Source organism: Streptomyces sp. NPDC096323 (assembly GCF_040302845.1).
In the GTDB taxonomy this organism is placed as follows: domain Bacteria; phylum Actinomycetota; class Actinomycetes; order Streptomycetales; family Streptomycetaceae; genus Streptomyces.
Window position 1 is genome coordinate 1 of record NZ_JBEOSI010000002.1, and the last position, 23,838, is coordinate 23,838.

Genomic DNA, 23,838 nt, shown 5'->3' on the forward strand with positions numbered 1-23,838 from the left:
ATGGCGTACGACGGGGGTCGGATGTCCACCTGGCCGCACATGCCATTTCTGAGGAGTCTCCCCGGAGGGACCCCACCCCCACCCACCGGACAGGGCGCGCCTGCACCCGGCGGGGGAGCCGCACCACAAGCCCGTCCGGCGATTGAGGACGGAACCCCGCCACCCCATGGGGGCGCCCGCCGGTTAGATTGGGCGGGTGCCCACACGTCGCGCCGCCCTCTGCGCCCTCCCCGTCCTCGCCCTCTTCGGCGCAGCCGCCTTCGCGCCGCTGCCGTTCACGCTGGCGCAGCCGGGGACGACGGCGAACGTGCTCGGCGACGACCACGGCATCCCCGTGATCAGCATCGAGGGCACCCCCACCCGGCCCACCAAGGGCCAGCTGCGGATGACGACGATCGTGGCGACCGGGCCGACCGCCGACGTAGGCGTCGGTGATGTGATCGACAGCTGGTTCCGTACGGACCGGGCGGTCATGCCGCGCGACTCCGTGTACCCCTCCGGCGGGTCCGAGAAGGAGATCGAGAAGCACAACCTCGACGACATGGCGAAGTCGCAGGACTCCGCGGTCGACGCCGCACTGAACTACCTCGGCGAGAAGCCCGGCTCGGTCGACGTGACGCTGCACCTCGCCGATGTGGGCGGCCCCAGCGCCGGCCTGTTCTTCGCGCTGGGCATCGTCGACAAGCTGGACGGCGACGGCTCGGGCGGCGATCTCACCGGCGGCCGCACCATCGCCGGCACGGGCACCATCGAGGCGGACGGGGAGGTCGGCGCGGTCGGCGGTGTCTCGCTCAAGACCCAGGCGGCCCGCCGGGACGGGGCGACCGTCTTCCTCGTACCGAAGGCGGAGTGCAAGGAGGCGAAGTCCGAGCTTCCGAAGGGCCTCCGGCTGATCCCGGTCACGACGCTGAAGGGCGCGGTGGACTCGTTGCGGGCGCTGGACCACGGCGGGAAGATCCCGAGCTGCTGACCCGCTACGCCGTCCGAGGCGCGCGTGCCGGCATTGCGGCCTGGCGCGGTATCACGCGCAGGCCCAGTTCGACCATGGTCCAGCCCAGCCGGGTCCGCAGGTCCTTCCGCGGGGCGGTGCAGTGCTGCGCCAGGAGGAACTCGTAGGCCTGGGCGCGCAGTTCGGCGGAGCGGATGCGGTGGAGCTGAAGGTGCGTCTCGGGATGCATGGCTGGTGTTCCCTTCAGTCGGTGGGGCGCGGGAAGACGTGCAGATGCGTGCGGACGACGGCTGAGCCCTCGGTGTCCTCGGGGACGCGGCCGCGGTAGCTGTTGACCAGGTCGTGGATCTTGTCGGACAGCTCCCTGGAGAGCTCCGGGGTGAGCCGTACCTTGAAGTCGCTGAGGTCCGAGGCCGCGTACCACTCCTGGGGCCATTCGTGCATCGTGCCGAGCCAGGTGCTCAGCTCCTGGCCGTGCACCGTCGCGACCTCGTGGAGGACGAGACCCATGGCGCCGCGCACCTCGGGGTCGGGGTCGTTCATGAACTCGGGGCCGAAGGCGGCGCCGGCGTGCACGGCCCGCCACCAGCGCTCGCGACCCTTGCCGCGCGTCGGGTCGTCCTCGACGAACCCGTACGTGGCGAGCTGGCGCAGGTGGTAGCTGGTGGCGCCGCTGGACTCGCCGAGCCGGTCGGCGAGGCCGGAGGCGGTGGCCGGCCCGAACTCCCGCAGGGCGTTGAGCAGCCTGATGCGCAAGGGGTGGGCGAGTCCGCGCAGGGTGCGGGCGTCGACGCTGAGGACCTTGGGGTCCTCAGCGGTTCCGGCCCGGTCGTCGGGCTCCATCGTTGGCATGCCCCAACGATAGAGTTACAAAGGGAGCTTTGCAACAGACCTTTGCAAAGTTTCTTTGTAACTCCGGGGGTCCCGGAACCTCTGGGTTCAGACGGTGTCCTGTGCCGCCTGTTCGACCAGCGGGATGATGCGCAGGCGGACCGGGTTCTCCATGACGATGGCCGTGGAGGCCCGGACGATGCCGTCGAAGCCGACGACGCGGTCGATCACCCGCTGAAGGTCCGCGTTGGAACGGGCCACGAGCCGGCAGAGCATGTCGCCGTGCCCGGTGGTGGTGTGCAGCTCCAGGACCTCCGGTACGCCGCCCAGGTGGGCCCGGACATCGGCGCCCTGGCCCTGCTTGATCTCCAGCGTCGCGAAGGCGGTCACCGGATAGCCGAGGGCCGCCGGGTCCACGTCCGGACCGAAGCCGCGGATGACGCCGTGCGACTGAAGGCGGTCCAGGCGCGCCTGCACCGTCCCGCGCGCCACGCCCAGCCGGCGCGACGCCTCCAGGACGCCGATCCGGGGCTCGCGTGCCAGCAGCACGATGAGCCGCCCGTCCAGGTGATCGATTGCCACGGCCGGCCTCCGAGGGGCACTGTGATGGTCATCATGTACAGATAGCCCGCCCATCATCGCGAGGTGCTGGGCATATTGCCCAGCGATTTCGGGAACTGTTGCGCACCTTGCGAAGCGGCGGGAACCTTCGGACATGACTGAGACGATGCACAGCACCCCCGACACCGCCCGGCAGGCCGATCCCTTCCCGGTCAAGGGCATGGACGCCGTCGTCTTCGCCGTCGGCAACGCCAAGCAGGCCGCGCACTACTACTCGACGGCCTTCGGCATGAAGCTGGTCGCCTACTCCGGACCGGAGAACGGCAGCCGCGAGACCGCGAGTTACGTCCTGACCAACGGCTCCGCGCGCTTCGTGTTCACCTCCGTCATCAAGGCGTCCACGGACCACGGCCGTTTCCTCGCCGAGCACGTGGCCGAGCACGGCGACGGTGTCGTCGACCTCGCCATCGAGGTTCCCGACGCCCGTGCCGCGTACGCCTACGCCGTCGAGCACGGCGCTCTCGGCCTCGCCGAGCCGCACGAGGTCAAGGACGAGCACGGCACAGTCGTCCTGGCCGCCATCGCCACGTACGGCAAGACCCGGCACACCCTCGTCGAGCGCGGCGGCTACGACGGCCCCTACCTCCCCGGCTTCGCCGCCGCCGACCCGATCGTCGAGCCGCCGGCCAAGCGCACCTTCCAGGCCGTCGACCACTGCGTCGGCAACGTCGAGCTCGGCCGGATGAACGAGTGGGTCGGCTTCTACAACAAGGTCATGGGCTTCACCAACATGAAGGAGTTCGTGGGCGACGACATCGCCACCGAGTACTCCGCGCTCATGTCCAAGGTCGTCGCCGACGGCACGCTCAAGGTCAAGTTCCCGATCAACGAGCCGGCCGTCGCCAAGAAGAAGTCCCAGATCGACGAGTACCTGGAGTTCTACGGCGGCGCCGGCGTCCAGCACATCGCGCTCGCCACGAACGACATCGTCGCCTCCGTGAAGGCGATGCGCGCGGCCGGCGTCCAGTTCCTCGACACCCCGGACTCGTACTACGACACCCTGGGCGAGTGGGCGGGTGAGACCCGGGTGCCCGTGGAGACCCTGCGCGAGCTGAAGATCCTCGTGGACCGCGACGAGGACGGTTACCTGCTGCAGATCTTCACCAAGCCGGTCCAGGACCGGCCGACCGTCTTCTTCGAGATGATCGAGCGCCACGGCTCGATGGGCTTCGGCAAGGGCAACTTCAAGGCCCTCTTCGAGGCGATCGAGCGCGAGCAGGAGAAGCGCGGCAACCTCTGATCCACCGGGGCGCAACAGGACGGGCGGGCCGGATGCTTCCGGCCCGCCCGTCGCGCTCACCCGCGGCTGTCCTACTTCTTCACACGGTCCAGGCAGAGAACGAACTTCTCGGCGTCCCACTCCTGGGCGAGTGCGGCCTCGCCGACCGTGCAGGCGTTGGTGTCGAAGGTGTCCTCGACGACCTTGACGACCTTGTAGTTGGCGTCGGCGTCCCCGCAGCCCTTGGTCTCGACCTCGGGGTTGTTCTCCGCGCCGGTGACCTGGACGCAGTCGCCGACCTCGGCGCGTACCGGTGAGTCGCCGAAGGCGTAACCGATGCCGAGCTTCACCACCACCGCGACGACGATCATGACGACGACGCCGAGGATCTTCTTCAGCGCGTTCTTCTTCGGGGGAGCGGCGGGCGGCGCAGGCACGGCCCCCTGCACGGGCTGCCCCTGCGGGAACTGCGGGAACTGCGGGGAGGCGGGCGGCGTCGGAGCGCTCATCGGCGGTTTTTCCTCGAGTTTGCATGTGGATCGAACGCGCGCACGATACACGAAAATGTAAGGGCCGGATAAGGGCGGGGACAGCTGCTCACGCAGCGAGGAGGGGCGGGCCGGAGATCCGGCCCGCCCCTCCTCCTGTCGTGCGGGTACGGGCTTCAGCGGCCCGCCGGTGGCTGCGGGGCCGACGGCTTGGCCGGGGTGCGCGCGGCGGCGGCCTTCGGTGCGGCCGCCTTCGCCTGCCGGCCCGGCGGACCGGCCGCCGGGGCCGGGTCCGCGGCCTCACCGGGAGCCGGGGCGGGCTCCCCGGCCGGGGCGTCGGGCGCGCCCTGACCGGCCTCCGGTCCGGCCGCCGCCGGCGGTGCGGCGGGCCGCATGTCCTGGGGGCCGCCCGCCGGGGGCTGCCCCAGCGCGTCCAGCGCCTCCTGGGCCCGCGGCGCGTCCAGCGGGGAGAACTGCGGGTTGGTGCGCAGCGCCTCCTCCAGATGGCGGCGGGCCGGACCGAAGTCCTTCAGCGCCCGCTGGACCATGCCGAGGTGGTACGCGTACGAGGCGTTCTGTCCACCGGAGTCGACGGCCCGCTCCGCGTACTCGAGCGCCGCGTCCGGATCGCCCGAGCGGTGCAGCGCCCAGCCCAGCGCGTCGGCCACCGCCGCGCTGTGGTGGCCGCGGTCCCACTCCGCCCGCAGCAGCCCCACCGCCGCGGCCGCGTCGCCGTGAGCGGCCTCGAAGCGGCCCAGGAGCAGGGACGCGTCCACGCCCCGCGCCTTGTCGCGGGCCAGGGCCTCCCGCAGCTTCGTGTACTGGTCCGCGGAGTCGCCGTCCAGGCCGAGCGACTCGTACAGCTCACCCAGCTCCAGCAGATAGGCCGGGTCCGGGGACCTCTTCAGCGCCGCCTGGTAGTCGCGCTGCGCCTCGTCGGTGCGGCCGAGGGCCGCCAGCGCACGGGCCCGGCCGGCGAGGGACGGGTGATGGGCGGGATCGGCGCGCAGCGCGGCCCCGTACTGGGCCACCGCCTCCTCCGGCTCGCCCCGCTCCCAGGCCAGCTCGCCCAGCCGGGACAGGCAGGCGGCCTTCTCCGCCGGCGTCTTCGCCCGGTTCGCGGCGTCCTGCGCGGTGGCCAGCGCGTCCTCGCGCCAGCCGCGGTCCCGGTACATCTGCGCGGTCAGCCCCAGCGACGGAACACCGGAGCGCAGCGCCGCGTACTTCTCCACCGCCTTCGTCGCGGACTTGTAGTCGCCCAGGCCGTTGTACGCGTCGATCAGCTCCGGATACACGGCCCACTGCCCGGGCTGCCGGGCCCGTACCGTCTCGCCCCACTTCTTCGCCGTCACGTAGTCGCGCCGGGCGTTGGCGAGCGAGGCGAGGCCGACCCAGGCCGCCTCGTTCCCGCGCTCACCGGGCCGCACGTCCAGGGACCGCTTCAGGGCCTGTTCGGCCCTGGTGTAGTACGCCGCGTCGGAGGCCCGCTGCCCCTGCTCCACGTACGCCGACCCGAGCACCGCCCACGACCGCGCGTCCGAGGGATGCGTGCCCACCCACTTCTGCCGGTCCCCGATGAGCGCCGTCAGATCGGCGAGCGAGGCGGGGGAGCCCGCGGCCGTCGCGCTCATCGCGCGCGAGACGGGGCCCGGCAGGGGGGCCGCCGCGTCCTGGTCGTCATCGGGCACCGCGACCACCGCACCCGTCACCAGGACCGCACCCGCCACCACACCGAACGCGGCCCTCCGCAGGGAGGTGCGCAACGTGGCGGGCGGCGGCTCGGCCAGCGAAACGGGATCGGGGGGCAGGCCCGGCGGGGGCTCGCAGGGCAGGGGCCAGGCGGCGTCGGGGGAGTGGTCCGGCCCGGAGGCCGTCGGTGGCTGCTGTGGCGTGACGTCCATGCCGATCACTCTGCGTCAGTCATACGAACACACCGCGCCTTGCGAACGCTGCCGCCCACGGGTTCACACCAATGGGCCCGGGTGTCAGTCTTGGATCATGGACGATCTTCTCGCACTCCTGCGCGCGGGCCTGCCGGCCGAGGCCCTGATCACCGATCCGGACATCACCGCCTCCTACGCCAACGACATGGCGAGCTTCTGCGACGCGGGCACCCCCGCCGTCGTCACGCTGCCCCGCACCGTCGAGCAGGTCCAGCACATCATGCGCACCGCCACCGCCCTGCGCGTCCCGGTCGTCCCCCAGGGCGCCCGCACGGGGCTGTCCGGCGCGGCCAACGCCTCGGACGGCTGCATCGTGCTCTCCCTGGTGAAGATGGACCGGATCCTGGAGATCAGCCCCGTCGACCGCATCGCCGTGGTGGAACCGGGCGTCATCAACGCCGTCCTGTCCCGGGCGGTCAACGAGCACGGGCTGTGCTACCCGCCGGACCCCTCCAGCTGGGAGACGTGCACCATCGGCGGCAACATCGGCACCGCGTCCGGCGGCCTGTGCTGCGTGAAGTACGGGGTCACCGCCGAATACGTCCTGGGCCTGGACGTCGTCCTCGCCGACGGACGCCTGCTCTCCACCGGCCGCCGCACCGCCAAGGGCGTCGCCGGATACGACCTCACCCGCCTCTTCGTCGGCTCCGAAGGCAGCCTCGGCATCGTCGTCAAGGCCGTGCTCGCGCTCAAACCGCAGCCCCCGCGCCAGCTCGTCCTCGCCGCCGAGTTCCCCAGCGCCGCGAGCGCCTGCGACGCCGTCTGCCGCATCATGGAGCGCGGCCACACTCCGTCACTCCTCGAACTGATGGACCGTACGACCGTCCGTGCCGTCAACGCGATGGCGAACATGGGCCTCCCCGACTCCACCGAGGCCCTCCTGCTCGCCGCCTTCGACACCCCCGACCCCTCGGCCGACCTCGCCGCCGTCGGCGCACTCTGCACCGCCGCCGGAGCCACCGAAGTCGTCCCCGCCGAGGACGCAGCCGAGTCCGACCTGCTCCTCCAGGCCCGGCGGATGTCGCTCACCGCGATGGAGACCCTCAAGTCGGCGACCATGGTCGACGACGTGTGCGTACCCCGCTCCCAGCTCGGCGCCATGCTCGAAGGCACGGCGGCCGTCGCCGAGAAGTACGACCTCACCATCGGCGTCTGCGCCCACGCCGGTGACGGCAACACCCACCCCGTCGTCTGCTTCGACCACACGGACGCGGACGAGTCCCGGCGCGCCCGCGAGTCCTTCGACGAGATCATGGCGCTCGGCCTCCGGCTCGGCGGCACGATCACCGGCGAACACGGCGTGGGCGTCCTCAAGAAGGAGTGGCTCGCCCGAGAACTCGGCGAAGTGGGCGTGGAACTCCACCGGGGCATCAAGCAGGCCTTCGATCCGCTGGGTCTCCTCAACCCGGGCAAGGTCTTCTGACGCCCCGGCCCGCGCTCTCAACCCTCCCCGTCCTGCGACTCGTCCGACGGCCACGGGTCGCTCATCCACAGGTCGTCGGCCGGCAGCGGCGTGAGCAGCTCGGCCAGCGCCTCGTCGATGCCGAGCCGCTCGGACTCCGTACCCGGCGCGACGATCCGCAGCGTCCGCTCCACCCACGCGGCCACCGCCGCGGACGGCACCTCCAGCAGGGCATTGCCGTCGGGCGAGGTCAGCGCCACACAGATCACACTGCGCCCCTCGATCTTGGTGGGCCAGATCCGCACGTCCCCGTGGCCGCACGGCCGGAACACCCCCTCGACCAGCAGATCGCGGGCGAACGTCCAGTGCACGGGCGCGTCGGAGCCGATGTGGAAGGCGATGTGCACGGCGTACGGGTCCTCGGCCCGATACGACAGCCGTGCGGGCACGGGGATGCTGCGCTCCGGCGACAGGACGAGCTTGAGCTCCAGCTCTCGTTCCACGACGGTGTCCATGAGGTGCGTCCTTTCGATACCTGTGGGCCGGTCCCACGACCGCCCGCACAGGGAGAGAGCGCCCTCCCCGCCATCCATTACGCGACTTCGGGAAAAATATTTCGGCGTGACCGGAAAGGGGTCCAAACACCAGGACCCGCCCGGTGACAGGCGGGTGTCTGATAGATGTGGACCCTTGTATGAGGACCGGCCGTTCCCCCTTGCCGGCCGGTCCAACGCCTCGAAGAGATACGGGACCACGGTGATGAGCGCCCCAACCCCGGCACCCGGTGACGACCGACCCCGCGAGGGGTACTACCCCGACCCGTCCATTCCCGGATATGTCCGGTACTGGAACGGCGCCTCGTGGGTGCCCGGCACCAGCCGGCCCGCCCCGCAGCAGGGCGAGGCCCCGCCCGCCGCACCCGCGGGGGAGGAGGCCGCACCGCACGCCCCCGCTCCCGCCGCGGTCGACGAGACCGGCCCGATGTTCTTCGACGAGGAGCCGTACGAGGCGAACCGCCCCGAACCCGCCACCGCCTGGCAGGCCGACGCCTCCCGGCAGACCGGCTTCGGCGGCGAGCGCGACCGGCGGGTCTCCTGGGGCGGCACGCCCGAGGGCGGGCAGCCCGAACCGCAGGACGGGCCCGCCGCGACCGACCCCCGGACGCCCCCGGCCGGTTCCCCCGACGCCGCCCCGGCCGACCGCGCCCCCGCCGACCCGCGCAGCCCCGCCCCGGCCGACCCGACCCGTGGCGCGCTGCCGGGCATGAGGGACGGCAGCGGCCAGGCCCCCGAGCACACCGTCGCCATCCGCACAGGCCGCTCCGACCGCCCCGGACCTTCGGGCGACACGCCGCCCCCGCCCTCCGACGGCACCGTCACCATCCGCGCCATCGGCCCCGGCCGCGAGGCGCCCCGCCCGAGCGACGCCCAGCAGCCGCCCGCCGACGGCACGATGACGATCCGTGCGCTCACCCCCGGCACCACACCGGCCGCGCAGCAGCCGTCCGCGCCCGCCGCACAGGGACCCGCCGCCGCCCAGCCGCCCGCCCCGCAGGGAACCGCCCCCGCCGAGCTCAACAGCCCGCTCACCCCCGGCCCCGGTGGCGGCTCCACCTCCTGGGCGCAGCAGGTCCATCAGCTGGCCCGGCCCGAACAGGCCGCCCGGCCGCAGCCGCAGGCGCCCGCGCAGCAGCAACGGCCCGCGTTCCCGCAGCAGGCCCAGCAGCTCCAGCAGGCCCCGCAGTCCCAGCAGCCCGACCAGCCCGTCGTACCCTGGAAGCCCCCCGTCGACGACCACTTCCAGCAGCTCGCGGCGGCCCGGACATCGGCCCGCCCGGCGGCTCTCGGCAAGCGGCTGGCCGCCCGGCTCATCGACACGGTGGTGCTCGGCGCCCTCGTCGGCGCCGTCGCGGTGCCGCTCGCGGCCAGGGCGACGGACCACATCAACGAGAAGATCGACGCGGCCAAACTGTCGGGCGAGACGGTCAAGGTCTGGCTGCTGGACTCCACCACGGCCTCTCTGGGCGGCGCGGTTCTCGCTGCCTTCCTGGTGCTGGGGGTCCTCCTGGAGGCGCTGCCGACCGCGAAGTGGGGCCGTACGCTCGGCAAGAAACTCTGCGGACTCGACGTACGGGACATCGAGTCCCACGACACCCCCGGCTTCGGCGCCGCCCTGCGCCGCTGGCTGGTCTACGGGGTGCTGGGACTCGTGGTGATCGGCGTGGTCAACGTCCTCTGGTGCCTGGTCGACCGGCCGTGGCGCCAGTGCTGGCACGACAAGGCGGCCCGCACCTTCGTCGCGGGCTGACGGACCGCCGCCCGCCCCGCGAGCGACCCGCACGAGGGCCGCTCCCGGCCCCGCGGCGCCCCGCGAGCGACCCGCACGGCTGACGGCCCTTCGGGTGAGGGCCGTCGGACGGATCCCGTTCCCCCGAACGCACCTGAGCCGTTGCGGGCGCCCCGGCGGCGCGGTGCACTGCCCCCATGAGCAACGATCAGCCGACGTCCGGTCAGCCCCCCGAGGACGACCCGTTCTCCAAGAAGCCGCCCGGGTCCCAGCCCCCGCCGTCTTCGGGCTCGCCCTACGGCAGCGCGCCGCCCCCGCCGCCCAACGATCCCGGTCCGTACGGCGGCGGTCCGTACGGCGGAGCCGATCCGCTGGCCGGCATGCCGCCGCTCGCCGAACCCGGCAAGCGGATCCTGGCGAGGCTGATCGACTTCCTGATCATCTCGATCCCGCTGTACCTGATCTCGCTGCCCTGGGGCGGCGCGGTCATGTCGGACAGCAACGACGACGACGACGTCGGTGACGTCTTCGCCCAGACCTACAGCGGGCATCAGCTGCTCTGGTCGTTGCTCGCCCTGGTGCTCTACGTCGCCTACGACACGTACTTCACGCACAAGGACGGCCGCACCCTCGGCAAGCGGCTGCTGAAACTGCGCGTCGCGATGCTCAACGACGGCAGGGTGCCGGACACCGGCAGCGCGTTCCTGCGGGCCGTGGTGCTGTGGCTGCCCGCGCTGCTGTGCTGCCCGTGCCTGTGGTGGCTCATCAACATCGTGCTGATGTTCACCGACAAGCCCTACAAGCAGGGACTCCAGGACAAGGCGGCCAAGACGGTGGTGGTGGTCACCAACTGACGTACGGCCGGGAGGGCATCGGCACCCTCCCGGCGGTGACGTTCAGCGCCTCAGCGAGTGCTCGCCCACCCGCTGCGATGCGGCGCGGGCGGCCGGGATCCTGCTCTGTACGGGGTCGAGGGCGCGGCCCTCGGTTTCGGCGGCGGGGACGGTGGCACGGTGTGCGGACACCGCGGCCCCCGTCCTCGCCGCTTGTGCTGTCTTGCGGCGCGCGGGCAGCGGTACGGTGACGGCCACCAGCAGACCGAGCGCGAGCGCGGCCGTGCCGATGACGGCGATGCCGATGCCCGATTCGGTACGGGACAGCAGCAGCATGGCGAGGGTCGAGAAGACGACGGTCACCGAACCGTAGGAGAGCTGTGCAGCAGTGGGTCGCGGCATGGCGGTATCCGTCCTCGGGACGTCGGATGGGCAGTCTCTCAACACGGTCTCGCTGTCAAGTGACTCTACGACGGTGAATGCCCGAGCGGAACGGGTAGTAAGCGTAACCTAACCCACAGTACCGGTGCACAGGGGGCGCACGGAGTCATACCCGCGCGCCGGTAGGGGCGTTCGGCGCGCCGGTCGGGCACGGAGCGGTCGTCCGGATAGCGGAAACGCGCTCCTGCATAGTGCACTTGGCCTGTTCAAGTCAAGGTCTGTCTTTTCTTCCGTAACTCCGATCGAATGTCGTCACTTGTGACGCGTATCCGCGCGCGGCCCTTTCACACCTCCAAGGCCGTAGCCGCGGACGCCGGGGAGGACTGCATCACGTGATCATTAAAAGACGGGCGCTTCGCACCGGGGCGATTGTCGTGGCCATGGCTGCGACTGCCGCCACCGCATCCGCCTTCGCCACAGCTCAGGCAGATGACCAGGCGTCAAGCGCCTCCGCCTCCGCCATAGACCGCCGGGACCCGGGGTCGGCCAAGGGCAACAATCACGACCTGGAAGGCCCGTTCAGCAAGCAGCAGGACGCACAGCGTCAGGCCGCCCTCGAACAGGTCCTGTCGGGCGAGAAGAAGGCGACGACGCGCAACGGCTCGCAGGTCGTCAAGCTCGACGACGACAAGTACGTCGAGGTACAGCGCCAGAAGACCGACAAGATCTTCACCGTCCTCGTGGAGTTCGGTGACCAGGTCGACAACACGACCATGTTCGACCCGGACGGCGACGGCCCCAAGCCCGCCGTCCCGAAGTACGGCGGCACCGCGGGACCGGCGCACAACCAGATAGCCAAGCCGGACCCGGCGAAGGACAACAGCACCGCCTGGCAGGCCGATTACAACCAGGCCCACTTCCAGGACCTGTACTTCGGCACGGGCGCCGGCAAGAACTCGCTCAAGACGTACTACGAGAAGACGTCCTCCGGACGCTACTCGGTCGAGGGCGAGGTCTCCGACTGGGTCAAGGTCCCGTACAACGAGGCCCGCTACGGCTCGAACTACTGCGGCTCGTCCAACTGCGCCAACTCCTGGGACATGATCAAGGACGGCGTGAACGCCTGGGCCGCCGACCAGAAGGCCAAGGGCCGTACGCCCGAGCAGATCAAGGCGGACCTGTCCCAGTACGACCTGTGGGACCGTTACGACTTCGACAGTGACGGCAACTTCAACGAGCCCGACGGCTACATCGATCACTTCCAGATCGTGCACGCCGGCGAGGACGAGTCCGCGGGCGGCGGTGCCCAGGGCACCAACGCCATCTGGGCGCACCGCTGGTACGCCTACGGCACCAACGCCGGCGCGACCGGCCCGGCCGACAACAAGGCCGGCGGCACCCAGATCGGTGACACCGGCATCTGGGTCGGCGACTACACCGCGCAGCCCGAGAACGGCGGCCTGGGCGTCTTCGCCCACGAGTACGGCCACGACCTCGGCCTGCCGGACCTGTACGACACGACCAACACCGCCGAGAACTCGGTCGGCTTCTGGTCGCTGATGTCGGCCGGTTCCTGGCTCGGCACCGGAAAGAACAGCATCGGTGACCTGCCCGGCGACATGACCGCCTGGGACAAGTTCCAGCTGGGCTGGCTGGACTACGACGTGGCCAAGGCCGCGACGAAGTCCACCCACAAGCTGGGCGTGTCCGAGTACAACACCAAGAACAAGCAGGCACTCGTCGTCGAGCTGCCCGACAAGGCCGTCACCACCGCCGTCACGACGCCCGCCGAGGGCGCCAAGCAGTGGTGGAGCGACATGGGCGACAACCTCAGCAACACCCTGTCGCGCCCGGTCGACCTGACCGGCAAGTCCAAGGCCTCCCTCGACCTCGCCGGCTGGTGGGACATCGAGGCGGACTACGACTACCTCTACACCGAGGTGTCGGACAACGGCGGCACCAGCTGGACCGCGATCGACGGCACCGCCGACGGCAAGCCGATCCTGCGCGACGCCAGCGACAAGCCGGCCCTGACCGACGTCTCCGGCAAGTACATGAAGCTCTCGTACTCGCTGGACGCCTACGCCGGCAAGAAGATCGACATCCGCTTCCGCTACGCCACCGACGGCGGCGCGGGCGGCATCGGCTTCGCGGCGGACACCATCGCGGTCAACGCCGACGGTGCCGCGCTCTTCACGGACAACGCCGAGGGCGACGACAACGGCTGGACCGCCAAGGGCTTCTCCCGCGTGGGCTCGTCCTTCACCAAGGACTACAAGCAGCGCTACATCGCGGAGAACCGCCAGTACGTCTCGTACGACCAGACCCTCAAGGTCGGCCCGTACAACTTCGGGTTCTCCGGCACCCGTCCGGACTGGGTCGAGCACTACCCGTACCAGAACGGCCTGCTCATCTGGCTGTGGGACGAGTCGCAGAAGGACAACAACGTCTCGGCCCACCCGGGCCAGGGCCTGATCCTTCCGATCGACGCGCACGCCAAGCCGCTGAAGTGGTCGGACGGCACGGTCATCCGCAACAAGATCCAGCCGTTCGACGCTCCGTTCAGCTGGTACCCCACCGACGGCTTCACGCTGCACAACGGTGACGTGGCCACGAAGATCAAGCCGCAGCTCGGCGTTCCGGTCTTCGACGACCACCGGGGTACCTACTGGTACGCGGAGAACAAGACCGGAAGTGTGAAGGTTACTGACACCAACACCCGGATCTCGATCATCAACGAGCCGCTCAGCGGCTCCACGGTGACCGTCCAGGTGGCTCCCTCGCACAAGTAGTGCAGTAAAACCGCAGGTCACAGCATGATCGGCCGTCGCCCTCTAGCGGGCGGCGGCCGATCGTGTTTAGGTGCCTCTTGTTCGTTTCTTATTGACACTACGTCTCACGGGGGAGCGCGGAGCATGGCAGGCGGAGGATTCAGCACCTTGCCGAACGGCAGAGTGGTCGTCGCGATCACGCTGCCGAGTCCGGCGGAGGGCGTGGGGCCGGACACTCCGGTACGCGTCCTCGTGCACGCGGCCAACCGGGCCCGCGCACTGACCCGGCTCCGCAATCTCGGCCTGCGCGCCGTCTACCTCCGCGGCAACGCGGAGCCGCCCAGCCCGGACGAGATCACCGCCGTCCTGCACCACCCCGACGGCCTGCTGTGGCGCGCGAGACCCGAGCGGGCCCTGGAGCTCTGGCACCCGATCCAGGCCCTGCTGAGACCCGCCCTGCCGGCCCGGCAGGGCTGAGCGTCCTCCCTCAGCTGACCACCGGCTTGCCGGACAGCACCACGCCCGCGTCCCGCAGCTCGGCCAGCGCCCGCTCCGTCGTCGCCTCGGCGACGCCCGCGGTCAGATCCAGCAGTACGTGCGTGGCGAAGCCCTCACGGACGGCATCGAGCGCGGTGGCCCGGACGCAGTGGTCGGTCGCGATACCGACCACGTCGACCTCGGTGACCCCGCGCTCCCGCAGCCACTCGGCCAGCCCCGTCCCGTTCTCGTCCTGACCCTCGAAGCCGCTGTACGCGGCCGCGTAGGCGCCCTTGTCGAAGACGGTGTCGATCGCCCCGGAGGCGACCGCGGGGGCGAAATTGGGATGGAAGCCCACGCCTTCCGTACCGGCGACGCAGTGCACCGGCCAGGAGTGCTCGAAGTCCGGGTCCGGGGAGAAGTGGTCACCCGGGTCGACGTGGTGGTCACGGGTGGCCACCACGTGCCGGTAACCGGGCTGAGCCTCCCCGATCAGATCGGTGATGGCGGCGGCGACATCGGTGCCCCCGCCCACCGCGAGGCTCCCGCCCTCACAGAAGTCGTTCTGGACGTCCACAACGATCAAGGCGCGGTGCATCACGGGTGTCCTTCGGTGGGGGAGAGGGCGGCGGCTTCGGGATTACGCGTTACGGAGGTGGCCCCGAGCCTAGAGACTCGGGGCGGACAATCAAGCCCGCAGGGCATATCAAGCCCGTCATGGGGGTCCCCCCATGCCCTTGAGGCTATGGGGGAGATTGAGGACAAAGCGACTCCCGGGCGCCCCGGGGCACCCGCACCGAACCGCACCCCGCTCACACGTACTCCGTAGGCAGCACCGGCTCCCCCCGGGACAACTGCATCGCCGACATCGGCAGCCCCGCCCGCGCGGCGATATGCCGGTCCCGAGCCGCGTCCAGCGGCTCGCGCGCGACCACCTCGCCGCCCCGGACCAGCTCGACCTGCAGCTCCCGGCCGGCCAGCTCCGCCGGGACCGGTCCGGTGCCGACGACCTCCGCGTCGGCCACCCCGTCCTCGTCCAGTCGGCGCGCCGCCCACTTGCGACCGCCCCGCGAGGACTTCGCGCCCAGCGACTTCTTCGCCACCGGACGCAGCTCGTCCGCCAGGTCGCCCGAGTCGGCGCGGGCGACCAGCTTGTAGACCATCGAGCAGGTGGGGTGCCCGCTGCCGGTGACGAGCTGCGTGCCCACCCCGTACGCGTCCACCGGCGCGGCGGCCAGTGAGGCGATGGCGTACTCGTCCAGGTCCGACGTGACCACGATCTTCGTCTCCGTGGCGCCCAGCTCGTCCAGCTGCTGGCGCACCCGGTGCGCGACGAGCAGCAGGTCGCCGGAATCGATCCGTACCGCCCCCAGCTCCGTCCCCGCCACCTCGACCGCCGTACGGACCGCCGCGGTGACGTCGTACGTGTCGACCAGCAGCGTCGTGTCCCGCCCCAGCGAGTCGACCTGGGCCTGGAACGCGTCGCGCTCCGTGTCGTGCAACAGGGTGAACGCGTGGGCGCTCGTGCCGACGGTCGGGATGTTGTAGCGGAAGCCCGCCGCGAGGTCCGACGTCGTGTCGAAGCCGCCGACATACGCGGCACGGGCCGAGGCCACCGCCGACAGCTCGTGCGTGCGCCGGGCGCCCATCTCGATCAGCCGGCGCCCGCCCGCCGCCGCCGACATCCGCGAGGCCGCCGCGGCGATCGCCGAGTCGTGGTTGAGGATCGACAGGATCACCGTCTCCAGCAGCACGCACTCGGCGAAGGAGCCCTCGACCCGCAGGATCGGCGAGCCGGGGAAGTACACCTCACCCTCCGGGTAGCCCCAGATGTCGCCGCTGAACCGGTAATCGGCCAGATAGGCGAGCGTGGCCGCGTCCACGACGTTCTGGTCGCGCAGGAAGGTGAGCATCTCGTCGTCGAAGTGGAAGTTCTCCACCGCGTCCAGCACCCGCCCGATGCCCGCGACGACGCCGTAGCGCCGCCCTTCGGGCAGCCGGCGGGTGAACGCCTCGAAGACCGAGCGCCGGCCGGCGGTGCCGGCCTTCAGTGCGGCCTGCACCATCGTGAGCTCGTACTGGTCGGTGAAGAGTGCGGTCGACGGCACACCAACCCGTCGCCCAAGGTCCGCTGAGTTCATGCCGGGGATGCTACCCCTATTTCGTCAAAGTGACGAGATGGGGGTCCGGGGCCACTCCGGCGACCGGCCCGGGGCTCGCCGCGCCACCGGCCCCGTTTGTGCGATGCCCCCTCCCGAGTGGCAGCATGGGGTACGTGAGCGTCGCCCCCGCAGAGATCGAACGTCCCGAATCGGCCGAGGAGAACCTCGTCGTCCCCGAGCCCGACGTCCCCTGGGTGACGCTGGTCCACAACGACCCGGTCAACCTCATGAGCTACGTGACCTATGTCTTCCAGGCCTACTTCGGCTACCCCAAGGACAAGGCCCACAAGCTGATGCTGGACGTCCACCAGAAGGGCCGCGCCGTCGTGTCCAGCGGCACCCGCGAAGAGATGGAACGCGACGTGCAGGCCATGCACGGCTACGGACTGTGGGCCACCCTCACCCAGGACCGCAACTAGCACCTCCCCGCCCACCGCCCCGCCCGACCACCATCGGAGAGAACCCATGGCCGGCCATTTCGAGGCCACCCCCGGCGGCGGCGCGGCCGTCGCGCTCGACGAGGTGGAGATCGCGATCCTGCGCTCCCTCGCCGTCCAGCTGCTCGAACTCATCGGCCCCGGCGACCAGGCCGCCGACGGCGATGACCCGCTCGCCGCCCTCTTCGCCGAGGGCCCCAGCGAACCGCCCTCCGACCCCGCCCTGGCGCGGCTCTTCCCCGAGGCATACGGCGACGAGGACACCGAACTGCGCGCCGCGTCCGCCGAGTTCCGCCGCTTCACCGAGAACGACCTGCGCACCCGCAAGCGCGACGACGCCCTCGTCGTCGTCCGCACCCTCGACGCGCTCACGCCCGCCGGGGACGGCGCCGCCGTACTCACGCTCACCGCCGACGAATGCCGCAACTGGCTGGGCTCCCTCAACGACCTCCGGCTCACCATCGGCACCCGCCTGGAGGTCTCCGACGACGACGGGGGCGAGGACGGCTCCCTCTACCGGCTTCCGGACAGCGACCCGCGCAAGCCCATGGTCATGGCCTATCTCTGGCTGGGCGCGCTCCAGGAAACCCTCATCGAAACGCTCATGCCGTAACGCTGTGTATGCGCCGACCCGCCCGGTGTTCGCTCAACGAACGCTCAAATCCGAATAACGATCGCGTCACCTGATCGGCCTTTTTTGCCACGACCGGCCCCCGTTGTCCGCTTTTTCCTGTGGTATGCGCCACATAATGTCCGGTGGATCACCGATGTGCCCGTGATAAATCTTCACGACCACCCGGGGACGCCACCCCTGTTCCCGGGTAGGCGCTACAAGCCGGCAACCACCGGCGGCACTCCATCCATATCCGGGGGGATCAGGACCTGATCCGCGGCCGTAAGGCGCGGATCGGCGTGGAGAAAGGCGCAGCACATGACATCGGCGCAGGTCGACGACAAGGGACAGGGCGGCCCGCACGCCACAGGCGCGGATACCGCGACTTCCGCCGAGGGCTACCAGCGAGCCCTCGGCGCCCGCCAGATCCAGATGATCGCGATCGGCGGAGCCATCGGCACCGGCCTCTTCCTCGGCGCGGGCAAAGCCATCTCCAAGGCCGGACCGAGCCTCATCCTGGCCTACGCCATCGCGGGCCTGGTGATCTTCTTCATCATGCGGGCACTCGGCGAACTCCTCATGTACCGCCCGGTCTCGGGCTCATTCTCGGAGTACGCCCGCGAATTCGTCGGCCCCTTCGCAGGATTCGTCACCGGCTGGACCTACTGGCTGTTCTGGGTCGTCACCGGAATCACCGAAGTCACCGCCGCGGCCCAGTACATGACGTTCTGGTTCGACATTCCGCAATGGGTGTCCGCATTGATCTTCACGATCATCCTGTACGGCGTGAACCTGATCTCCGTAAAGCTGTTCGGGGAACTCGAATTCTGGTTCTCGATGGTCAAGGTCACCGCCATCGTCGGCATGATCCTCATCTGCGCCGGAATTCTCACCCTCGGCTTCTCCGACGCCGGAGACACCGCGTCCGTCACCCACCTCTGGTCCGACGGCGGCTTCTTCCCGCACGGCATCAAGGGCACCCTGATGACGCTGCAGATCGTGATGTTCGCCTTCCTCGCCGTCGAACTCGTCGGCGTCACCGCGGGTGAGTCCAAGGACCCCAAGACCGTCCTGCCCAAGGCCATCAACACCGTGCCCTGGCGCATCGCCGTCTTCTACGTCGGCGCCCTCATCATGATCCTCTCCGTCGTCCCCTGGACCGAGTTCTCCCCCGGCGTCTCCCCGTTCGTCGAAGCCTTCGAGAAGATGGGCCTCGGCCTCGGCGCCGGCATCGTCAACTTCGTCGTCCTGACCGCAGCGCTCTCCTCCTGCAACTCCGGCATGTACTCCACCGGCCGCATGCTGCGCGACCTCGCGCTCAACGGACAGGGACCGAAGTTCTTCACCAAGCTCACCAAGAGCGGCACCCCGCTCGTCGGCACCACGTTCTCCGCCGCCCTCATGCTCGTCGGCGTCTGGATCAACTACCAGTGGCCCGGTGACGCCTTCACCTACGTCGTCTCCTTCGCCACCATCTCCGGCATGTGGGCCTGGATCATGATCCTGGTCTGCCAGATCCGCTACCGCCGCCAGGCCGACCGCGGCGACCTCCCGCAGTCCACCTTCCGCGCCCCCGGAGCCCCGTACACCAGCGTCTTCGCCCTCGCCTTCATCGGCGTGGTCATCGTCATGATGGGCATCGACAAGGACGCCCGGATCTCGCTCTACTGCGCCCCCCTGTGGGCCCTGATCCTCGGCGTCTCGTACCTGGTCCTCAAGGCCCGCAACCCCGAGAACAAGGCCTTCGCCGGCCGCTGAGCCACAGCCCTCCCAGGGGTCGAGTCCACGATGCGGGCCCCCGCGTACCACCCCTCGGTACGCGGGGGCCCGTCGTCCTATCCTGGGCGCCATGCTGACCCTCACCCAGGCGCTGTACGACCAGATCGTCGCGCACTCCCGCGCCGACCACCCCGACGAGGCGTGCGGCGTGGTCGCCGGGCCCGCCGGAACCGGCCGCCCCGAACGCTTCATCCCCATGCTCAACGCCGCCCGCTCGCCCACCTTCTACGAATTCGACTCCGGCGACCTCCTCAAGCTCTACCGCGACATGGACGACCGCGACGAGGAACCCGTGATCGTCTACCACTCGCACACCGCGACCGAGGCCTACCCCTCCCGCACCGACGTCACGTACGCCAACGAGCCCGGCGCCCACTACGTCCTCGTATCGACCGCCGACACCGACGAGGCGGGACCCTTCCAGTTCCGCTCGTACCGCATCGTGGACGGCGAGATCACCGAGGAGGACGTCCAGGTCGTCGACGCCTACGTCACGCCCTGACCTCGGCACCGAGGCCCGCACGCGCCACGACGGACAGGGCCCTCACCCGGCCCTGTCCACGCCTCGAACACCAACCATCCACCAGATGAGATCACATTCCGGATCCCCGACCGGGAATCGATACGATGAGCCCATGGTTCCCCAAGACGTGAGCGACAAGACGCCGGGCATGCTGCTCGTTGCGCGCCTGCACGTCGACCTGTGCCGACTCGCCAGCGCGATCTGTACGAACCACCGGACCGCCGGCCGCGAGGCCTGAGCCCGGCCGAGGCCCGGCGCCGCCCCACCGGCCGCCACCCTCCACGCACCACCCCCTGCGCGGGGGCCAGAGCCGCGCGCCCCACGCCCACCGCCACCACTCCGCTTCGACAGGAGCCCACGCCATGGCCATCGAGGTCCGCATCCCGACCATCCTCCGCACCTACACCGACGGCGCCAAGGCCGTCGAAGGCAACGGGGACACCCTCGCCGACCTCTTCACGGACCTGGAAAGCCGCCACACCGGCATCCGCGAGCGCATCGTCGACGGCGACCAGCTCCGCCGCTTCGTCAACGTCTACCTCAACGACGAAGACGTCCGCTTCCTCGACGGCATCTCCACCAAGCTCAGCGACGGCGACAACATCACCATCCTCCCGGCCGTCGCCGGCGGCATGAACTGATGCGCTATGACAGCCCGCTCGCCGCAGTGGGCAACACCCCGCTCGTCCGCCTGCCGCGGCTGTCACCGTCGGACGACGTCCGCATCTGGGCCAAACTCGAGGACCGCAACCCCACCGGCTCGATCAAGGACCGCCCCGCGCTCCACATGGTCGAACAGGCCGAGAAGGACGGCCGGCTCACCCCCGGCTGCACGATCCTCGAACCCACCAGCGGCAACACCGGCATCTCCCTGGCCATGGCGGCCAAACTCAAGGGCTACCGCATCGTCTGCGTGATGCCCGAGAACACCTCCCAGGAGCGGCGCGACCTCCTCGCCATGTGGGGCGCCGAGATCATCTCCTCCCCGGCGGCGGGCGGCTCCAACACCGCCGTCCGCGTCGCCAAGGAACTCGCGGCCGAGCACCCCGACTGGGTCATGCTCTACCAGTACGGCAACCCCGACAACGCGGGCGCCCACTACGCCACCACCGGCCCCGAGATCCTCGCCGACCTCCCCTCCATCACCCACTTCGTCGCCGGCCTCGGCACCACGGGCACCCTCATGGGGGTCGGCCGCTACCTGCGCGAACACGTCGAAGGCATCAAGATCGTCGCCGCCGAGCCGCGCTACGACGACCTCGTCTACGGCCTGCGCAACCTCGACGAAGGCTTCGTCCCCGAGCTCTACGACGCCTCCGTCCTCACCACCCGCTTCTCCGTCGGCTCCGCCGACGCCGTCACCCGCACCCGCGAGCTCCTCCAGCAGGAGGGCATCTTCGCCGGCGTCTCCACCGGCGCCGCACTGCACGCCGCGATCGGCGTCGGCAACAAGGCCGTCAAGGCCGGCGAGAGCGCCGACATCGTCTTCGTCGTCGCCGACGGCGGCTGGAAGTACCTGTCGACGGGCGTCTACACCGCGCCGACGACCGAGGCGGCGATCGAAACGCTCCAGGGCCAGCTCTGGGCGTAGCGCCTGCCCCTTTCCCCGACGCCGGGGGTCCCGAACCACACAGGTCCGGGACCCCCGGCGTCCGCCGTTTCCGGGGGCTCAGGAATCAGCCCCCGGGGGTCCCCCGGACGAAGTCTGGGGGAGTTCGAGGAGCGGGGTCCGGGGCCAAGCCCCCGCGCGGCGGAGCCGCATGATGTCGCTGCCGGGAAGGGGCGGGGAGGGGACAAGCCCGCCGCAGGCGCACCCCCACGAGCCGCGCCCCCACAAGCGCACCGCCACACGCGCCCCCTTCCATCGAACCGGTGACAGCACAGGTGAGTTCCCCCACAACGACACACTCCGAAGGAGCGACCAGCTCTTTCGCGCCTTACGCTCAACAAACCGCTCAACAGACCGCACGAACCCTCCCCGTTCCCACGTCTCGGAGGTTCACGCTCCATGAAGCTCACCGTCGTCGGCTGCTCCGGCTCGTTCCCGTCCGCGGGATCGGCATGCTCGAGCTACCTCGTAGAGGCCGACGGCTTCAGGCTGCTCCTCGACATGGGCAACGGCGCCCTCGGCGAGCTGCAGCGCCACGTCGGTCTCTACGACCTCGACGCCATCTTCCTCAGCCACCTCCATGCCGATCACTGCATCGACATGTGCGCGTACTTCGTCGTCCGGTACTACCCGCACGACGGCGGACGCCAGGCCCGCATCCCGGTCTACGGCCCCGACGGCACGGAGCAGCGACTCACCACCGCGCACGCCGACACCCCGTCCGACCACGCGATGAGCGAGGTCTTCGACTTCCACACCCTGAAGCCCGGCTCCTTCGAGATCGGCCCCTTCTCGGTCCGTACGGAGAAGCTCTGCCACCCCGTCGACACGTTCGGCATCCGCATCGAGCACGGCGGCAGCTCGCTCACGTACTCCGGCGACACCGGCACCTGCGAGGCCCTGGACGAGCTGGCGGAGGGCGCCGACCTCTTCCTCTGCGAGGCGTCGTTCGTCCACGGCAAGGAGGACATCCCGGACCTCCACCTCAACGGCCGCGAGGCAGGCGAACTCGCCGCCCGCGCACAGGTGGGCCGCCTGGTCCTCACCCACATCCCGCCGTGGACCGACGCCGCCCGCAACCTCTCCGACGCGAGGGACGTCTTCGACGGCCCGACGGAGCTCGCGGTGCCGGGCGCCGTGTACGAGATCTGAGCCACGAGGCACGACGAAGCCCTCACCTTCCGCCGGGAAGGTGAGGGCTTCGAGCTGTCGTGGGACGGACCGGGCTTACGCCTTGGTCAGGTCCTCGATCTCCTCCTCGGGCTCGCGGCCCGGGGTGGTGAGGTTGAACTTGGTGATCGCGAAGCGGAACAGCACGTAGTAGATGGCTCCGAAGACGAGACCGATCGGGATGATCAGCCACGGCTTGGTCGCGAGGTTCCAGTTCAGCGCGTAGTCGATGAAGCCCGCCGAGAAGGTGAACCCGGCGTGCACGCCCAGCGCCCAGGTGACGGCCATCGACAGGGCGGTCAGCACCGCGTGGATCGCGTAGAGGACCGGCGCGATGAACATGAACGAGAACTCGATCGGCTCGGTCACACCGGTGACGAACGAGGTCAGCGCGAGGGAGATCATCATGCCCATCACGGCCTTGCGGCGCTCGGGGCGAGCCGCGTGGGCGATGGCGATGGCGGCGGCCGGGAGGCCGAACATCATGATCGGGAAGAAGCCCGACATGAACTGACCCGAGGTCGGGTCACCGGCGAAGAAGCGGTTCAGGTCGCCGTGCACGACGGCGCCCGTGGCGTCGGTGAAGTCACCCAGCTGGAACCACGAGACCGTGTTGACGAACTGGTGCATGCCGACCGGGATCAGCGCGCGGTTGATCAGGCCGAAGAGGCCGGCGCCGACGGAACCGAGGCCGGTCATCCACTCGCCGAAGTTGGATATGCCCTCACCGATGGGCTCCCAGACCAGGCCGAAGAAGACACCGAAGAGCACACCGACGAAGGCCATGATGATCGGGACGAGCCGGCGGCCGTTGAAGAAGCCGAGCCAGTCGACCAGCTTGGTGCGGTGGAACTTCTGCCACAGGATCGCTGTGACGAGACCCATCAGGATGCCGCCGAGCACACCGGGGTTGTTGTACGTCGCCGCCGTGTCCGCGCCCTTCTGGATCACCGCTTCGGTGACCGGGAAGGCCTTGAGCACGTTGCTGTAGACCAGGAAGCCCACGAGCGCGGCGAGCGCGGTGGAGCCGTCCGACTTCTTGGCGAACCCGATGGCGACACCGATGCAGAACAGCATCGGGAGGTTGTCGAAGACCGCGCCGCCGGCAGTGGCGAACACGGAAGCGACCTTGTGCCAGCCGAGACCGTCGTCACCGAAGACGTCGGGCTGGCCGAGACGGAGCAGAATGCCCGCGGCCGGCAGCACGGCGATCGGCAGCTGGAGGCTGCGTCCCACCTTCTGCAGGCCCTGGAACAGGCCGGAGCCCCGCTTCTTCGCGGGGGCCGCCGTGGCGGTGGCCGTACTCATCAACTTCCTCCAGTAGGCAAGGCGCCGCCAGGGACA

25 protein-coding genes are annotated in these 23,838 nt (G+C 70.2%); 15 read left to right on the forward strand and 10 right to left on the reverse strand.

The window, feature by feature from the left end:
• The first annotated feature begins 196 nt into the window (after positions 1 to 196).
• Positions 197 to 970, forward strand: coding sequence for a S16 family serine protease (locus ABTX18_RS03960; RefSeq protein ID WP_352121166.1), 774 nt, complete (start codon positions 197 to 199; stop codon positions 968 to 970).
• Positions 971 to 974: 4 nt separating this feature from the next.
• On the opposite strand, the gene ABTX18_RS03965 is transcribed toward ABTX18_RS03960, so the two are convergent.
• The 3 genes from ABTX18_RS03965 to ABTX18_RS03975 form a co-directional block, all read right to left on the reverse strand.
• Positions 975 to 1,178: a hypothetical protein gene (locus tag ABTX18_RS03965; protein ID WP_352121167.1), complete on the reverse strand. Its 204-nt coding sequence runs from the start codon at positions 1,176 to 1,178 to the stop codon at positions 975 to 977.
• Between the two features lie 14 nt (positions 1,179 to 1,192).
• Complete coding sequence (locus ABTX18_RS03970) at positions 1,193 to 1,801, reverse strand: ArsR/SmtB family transcription factor (protein WP_352121168.1); 609 nt, start codon at positions 1,799 to 1,801, stop codon at positions 1,193 to 1,195.
• Between the two features lie 87 nt (positions 1,802 to 1,888).
• A complete protein-coding gene (locus ABTX18_RS03975) occupies positions 1,889 to 2,362 on the reverse strand; it encodes an Lrp/AsnC family transcriptional regulator (protein WP_352121169.1) in 474 nt (157 codons plus the stop codon).
• A gap of 133 nt (positions 2,363 to 2,495) precedes the next feature.
• Between ABTX18_RS03975 and hppD the strand changes: the two genes are divergently transcribed.
• The gene (gene hppD / locus ABTX18_RS03980) at positions 2,496 to 3,641 is read left to right on the forward strand and encodes a 4-hydroxyphenylpyruvate dioxygenase (protein ID WP_352121170.1); all 1,146 of its coding nucleotides are present in this window, start codon (positions 2,496 to 2,498) and stop codon (positions 3,639 to 3,641) included.
• A gap of 71 nt (positions 3,642 to 3,712) precedes the next feature.
• On the opposite strand, the gene ABTX18_RS03985 is transcribed toward hppD, so the two are convergent.
• Complete coding sequence (locus ABTX18_RS03985; protein WP_352121171.1) at positions 3,713 to 4,129, reverse strand: LppU/SCO3897 family protein; 417 nt, start codon at positions 4,127 to 4,129, stop codon at positions 3,713 to 3,715.
• A gap of 155 nt (positions 4,130 to 4,284) precedes the next feature.
• The gene (locus ABTX18_RS03990) at positions 4,285 to 6,009 is read right to left on the reverse strand and encodes a tetratricopeptide repeat protein (RefSeq protein ID WP_352121172.1); all 1,725 of its coding nucleotides are present in this window, start codon (positions 6,007 to 6,009) and stop codon (positions 4,285 to 4,287) included.
• Positions 6,010 to 6,106: 97 nt separating this feature from the next.
• On the opposite strand from ABTX18_RS03990, the gene ABTX18_RS03995 reads away from it, so the two are divergent.
• Positions 6,107 to 7,474, forward strand: a complete 1,368-nt coding sequence (locus ABTX18_RS03995) for an FAD-binding oxidoreductase (protein ID WP_352121173.1) — start codon at positions 6,107 to 6,109, stop codon at positions 7,472 to 7,474.
• Between the two features lie 17 nt (positions 7,475 to 7,491).
• Here ABTX18_RS03995 and ABTX18_RS04000 read toward each other — a convergent pair whose 3' ends face one another.
• Positions 7,492 to 7,968: an SsgA family sporulation/cell division regulator gene (locus ABTX18_RS04000; RefSeq protein WP_352121174.1), complete on the reverse strand. Its 477-nt coding sequence runs from the start codon at positions 7,966 to 7,968 to the stop codon at positions 7,492 to 7,494.
• Positions 7,969 to 8,212: 244 nt separating this feature from the next.
• Here ABTX18_RS04000 and ABTX18_RS04005 point away from each other — a divergent pair, with 244 nt between their 5' ends.
• Both ABTX18_RS04005 and ABTX18_RS04010 read left to right on the forward strand, forming a co-directional pair.
• Positions 8,213 to 9,760 carry an RDD family protein gene (locus ABTX18_RS04005; RefSeq protein WP_352121175.1) on the forward strand — a complete coding sequence of 516 codons (1,548 nt, stop codon included), beginning with the start codon at positions 8,213 to 8,215 and terminating at the stop codon, positions 9,758 to 9,760.
• A 176-nt stretch (positions 9,761 to 9,936) separates the two neighbouring features.
• Entirely contained in the window at positions 9,937 to 10,593 is a 657-nt protein-coding gene (locus tag ABTX18_RS04010) for an RDD family protein (RefSeq protein ID WP_352121176.1), read from the forward strand.
• 42 nt (positions 10,594 to 10,635) lie between these two features.
• On the opposite strand, the gene ABTX18_RS04015 is transcribed toward ABTX18_RS04010, so the two are convergent.
• The gene (locus ABTX18_RS04015; RefSeq protein ID WP_352121177.1) at positions 10,636 to 10,974 is read right to left on the reverse strand and encodes a hypothetical protein; all 339 of its coding nucleotides are present in this window, start codon (positions 10,972 to 10,974) and stop codon (positions 10,636 to 10,638) included.
• Positions 10,975 to 11,345: 371 nt separating this feature from the next.
• On the opposite strand from ABTX18_RS04015, the gene ABTX18_RS04020 reads away from it, so the two are divergent.
• Both ABTX18_RS04020 and ABTX18_RS04025 read left to right on the forward strand, forming a co-directional pair.
• On the forward strand, positions 11,346 to 13,745 hold the full coding sequence (locus ABTX18_RS04020) for an immune inhibitor A domain-containing protein (RefSeq protein ID WP_352121178.1): 2,400 nt from the start codon (positions 11,346 to 11,348) through the stop codon (positions 13,743 to 13,745).
• A gap of 123 nt (positions 13,746 to 13,868) precedes the next feature.
• Positions 13,869 to 14,201, forward strand: coding sequence for a hypothetical protein (locus ABTX18_RS04025; RefSeq protein WP_352121179.1), 333 nt, complete (start codon positions 13,869 to 13,871; stop codon positions 14,199 to 14,201).
• Between the two features lie 10 nt (positions 14,202 to 14,211).
• Here the strand turns inward: ABTX18_RS04025 and ABTX18_RS04030 are convergent, their stop codons facing one another.
• Both ABTX18_RS04030 and ABTX18_RS04035 read right to left on the reverse strand, forming a co-directional pair.
• Positions 14,212 to 14,799, reverse strand: a complete 588-nt coding sequence (locus tag ABTX18_RS04030; RefSeq protein WP_352121180.1) for a nicotinamidase — start codon at positions 14,797 to 14,799, stop codon at positions 14,212 to 14,214.
• 214 nt (positions 14,800 to 15,013) lie between these two features.
• Entirely contained in the window at positions 15,014 to 16,342 is a 1,329-nt protein-coding gene (locus ABTX18_RS04035) for a nicotinate phosphoribosyltransferase (protein ID WP_352121181.1), read from the reverse strand.
• Between the two features lie 125 nt (positions 16,343 to 16,467).
• On the opposite strand from ABTX18_RS04035, the gene clpS reads away from it, so the two are divergent.
• The 8 genes from clpS to ABTX18_RS04075 all read left to right on the forward strand — a co-directional run bounded on the left by clpS (position 16,468) and on the right by ABTX18_RS04075 (position 22,476).
• The gene (gene clpS / locus ABTX18_RS04040; protein WP_352121182.1) at positions 16,468 to 16,782 is read left to right on the forward strand and encodes an ATP-dependent Clp protease adapter ClpS; all 315 of its coding nucleotides are present in this window, start codon (positions 16,468 to 16,470) and stop codon (positions 16,780 to 16,782) included.
• A 46-nt stretch (positions 16,783 to 16,828) separates the two neighbouring features.
• Positions 16,829 to 17,413, forward strand: a complete 585-nt coding sequence (locus ABTX18_RS04045; protein WP_352121183.1) for a DUF2017 domain-containing protein — start codon at positions 16,829 to 16,831, stop codon at positions 17,411 to 17,413.
• A gap of 318 nt (positions 17,414 to 17,731) precedes the next feature.
• Complete coding sequence (locus ABTX18_RS04050; protein ID WP_352121184.1) at positions 17,732 to 19,171, forward strand: amino acid permease; 1,440 nt, start codon at positions 17,732 to 17,734, stop codon at positions 19,169 to 19,171.
• Between the two features lie 91 nt (positions 19,172 to 19,262).
• On the forward strand, positions 19,263 to 19,694 hold the full coding sequence (locus tag ABTX18_RS04055) for a M67 family metallopeptidase (RefSeq protein WP_352121185.1): 432 nt from the start codon (positions 19,263 to 19,265) through the stop codon (positions 19,692 to 19,694).
• A gap of 133 nt (positions 19,695 to 19,827) precedes the next feature.
• Positions 19,828 to 19,953 (forward strand): putative leader peptide, encoded by a 126-nt coding sequence (locus tag ABTX18_RS04060; protein ID WP_352121186.1) that lies wholly within the window; start codon positions 19,828 to 19,830, stop codon positions 19,951 to 19,953.
• 124 nt (positions 19,954 to 20,077) lie between these two features.
• The gene (locus ABTX18_RS04065; protein ID WP_266779301.1) at positions 20,078 to 20,356 is read left to right on the forward strand and encodes a MoaD/ThiS family protein; all 279 of its coding nucleotides are present in this window, start codon (positions 20,078 to 20,080) and stop codon (positions 20,354 to 20,356) included.
• Positions 20,356 to 21,306 carry a PLP-dependent cysteine synthase family protein gene (locus ABTX18_RS04070; protein WP_352121187.1) on the forward strand — a complete coding sequence of 317 codons (951 nt, stop codon included), beginning with the start codon at positions 20,356 to 20,358 and terminating at the stop codon, positions 21,304 to 21,306. Before ABTX18_RS04065 ends, ABTX18_RS04070 begins: the two co-directional genes overlap by 1 nt.
• Before the next feature lie 417 nt (positions 21,307 to 21,723).
• Complete coding sequence (locus ABTX18_RS04075; RefSeq protein ID WP_352121188.1) at positions 21,724 to 22,476, forward strand: MBL fold metallo-hydrolase; 753 nt, start codon at positions 21,724 to 21,726, stop codon at positions 22,474 to 22,476.
• 75 nt (positions 22,477 to 22,551) lie between these two features.
• On the opposite strand, the gene ABTX18_RS04080 is transcribed toward ABTX18_RS04075, so the two are convergent.
• Complete coding sequence (locus ABTX18_RS04080; RefSeq protein ID WP_352121189.1) at positions 22,552 to 23,802, reverse strand: PTS transporter subunit EIIC; 1,251 nt, start codon at positions 23,800 to 23,802, stop codon at positions 22,552 to 22,554.
• Positions 23,803 to 23,838 lie beyond the last annotated feature (36 nt).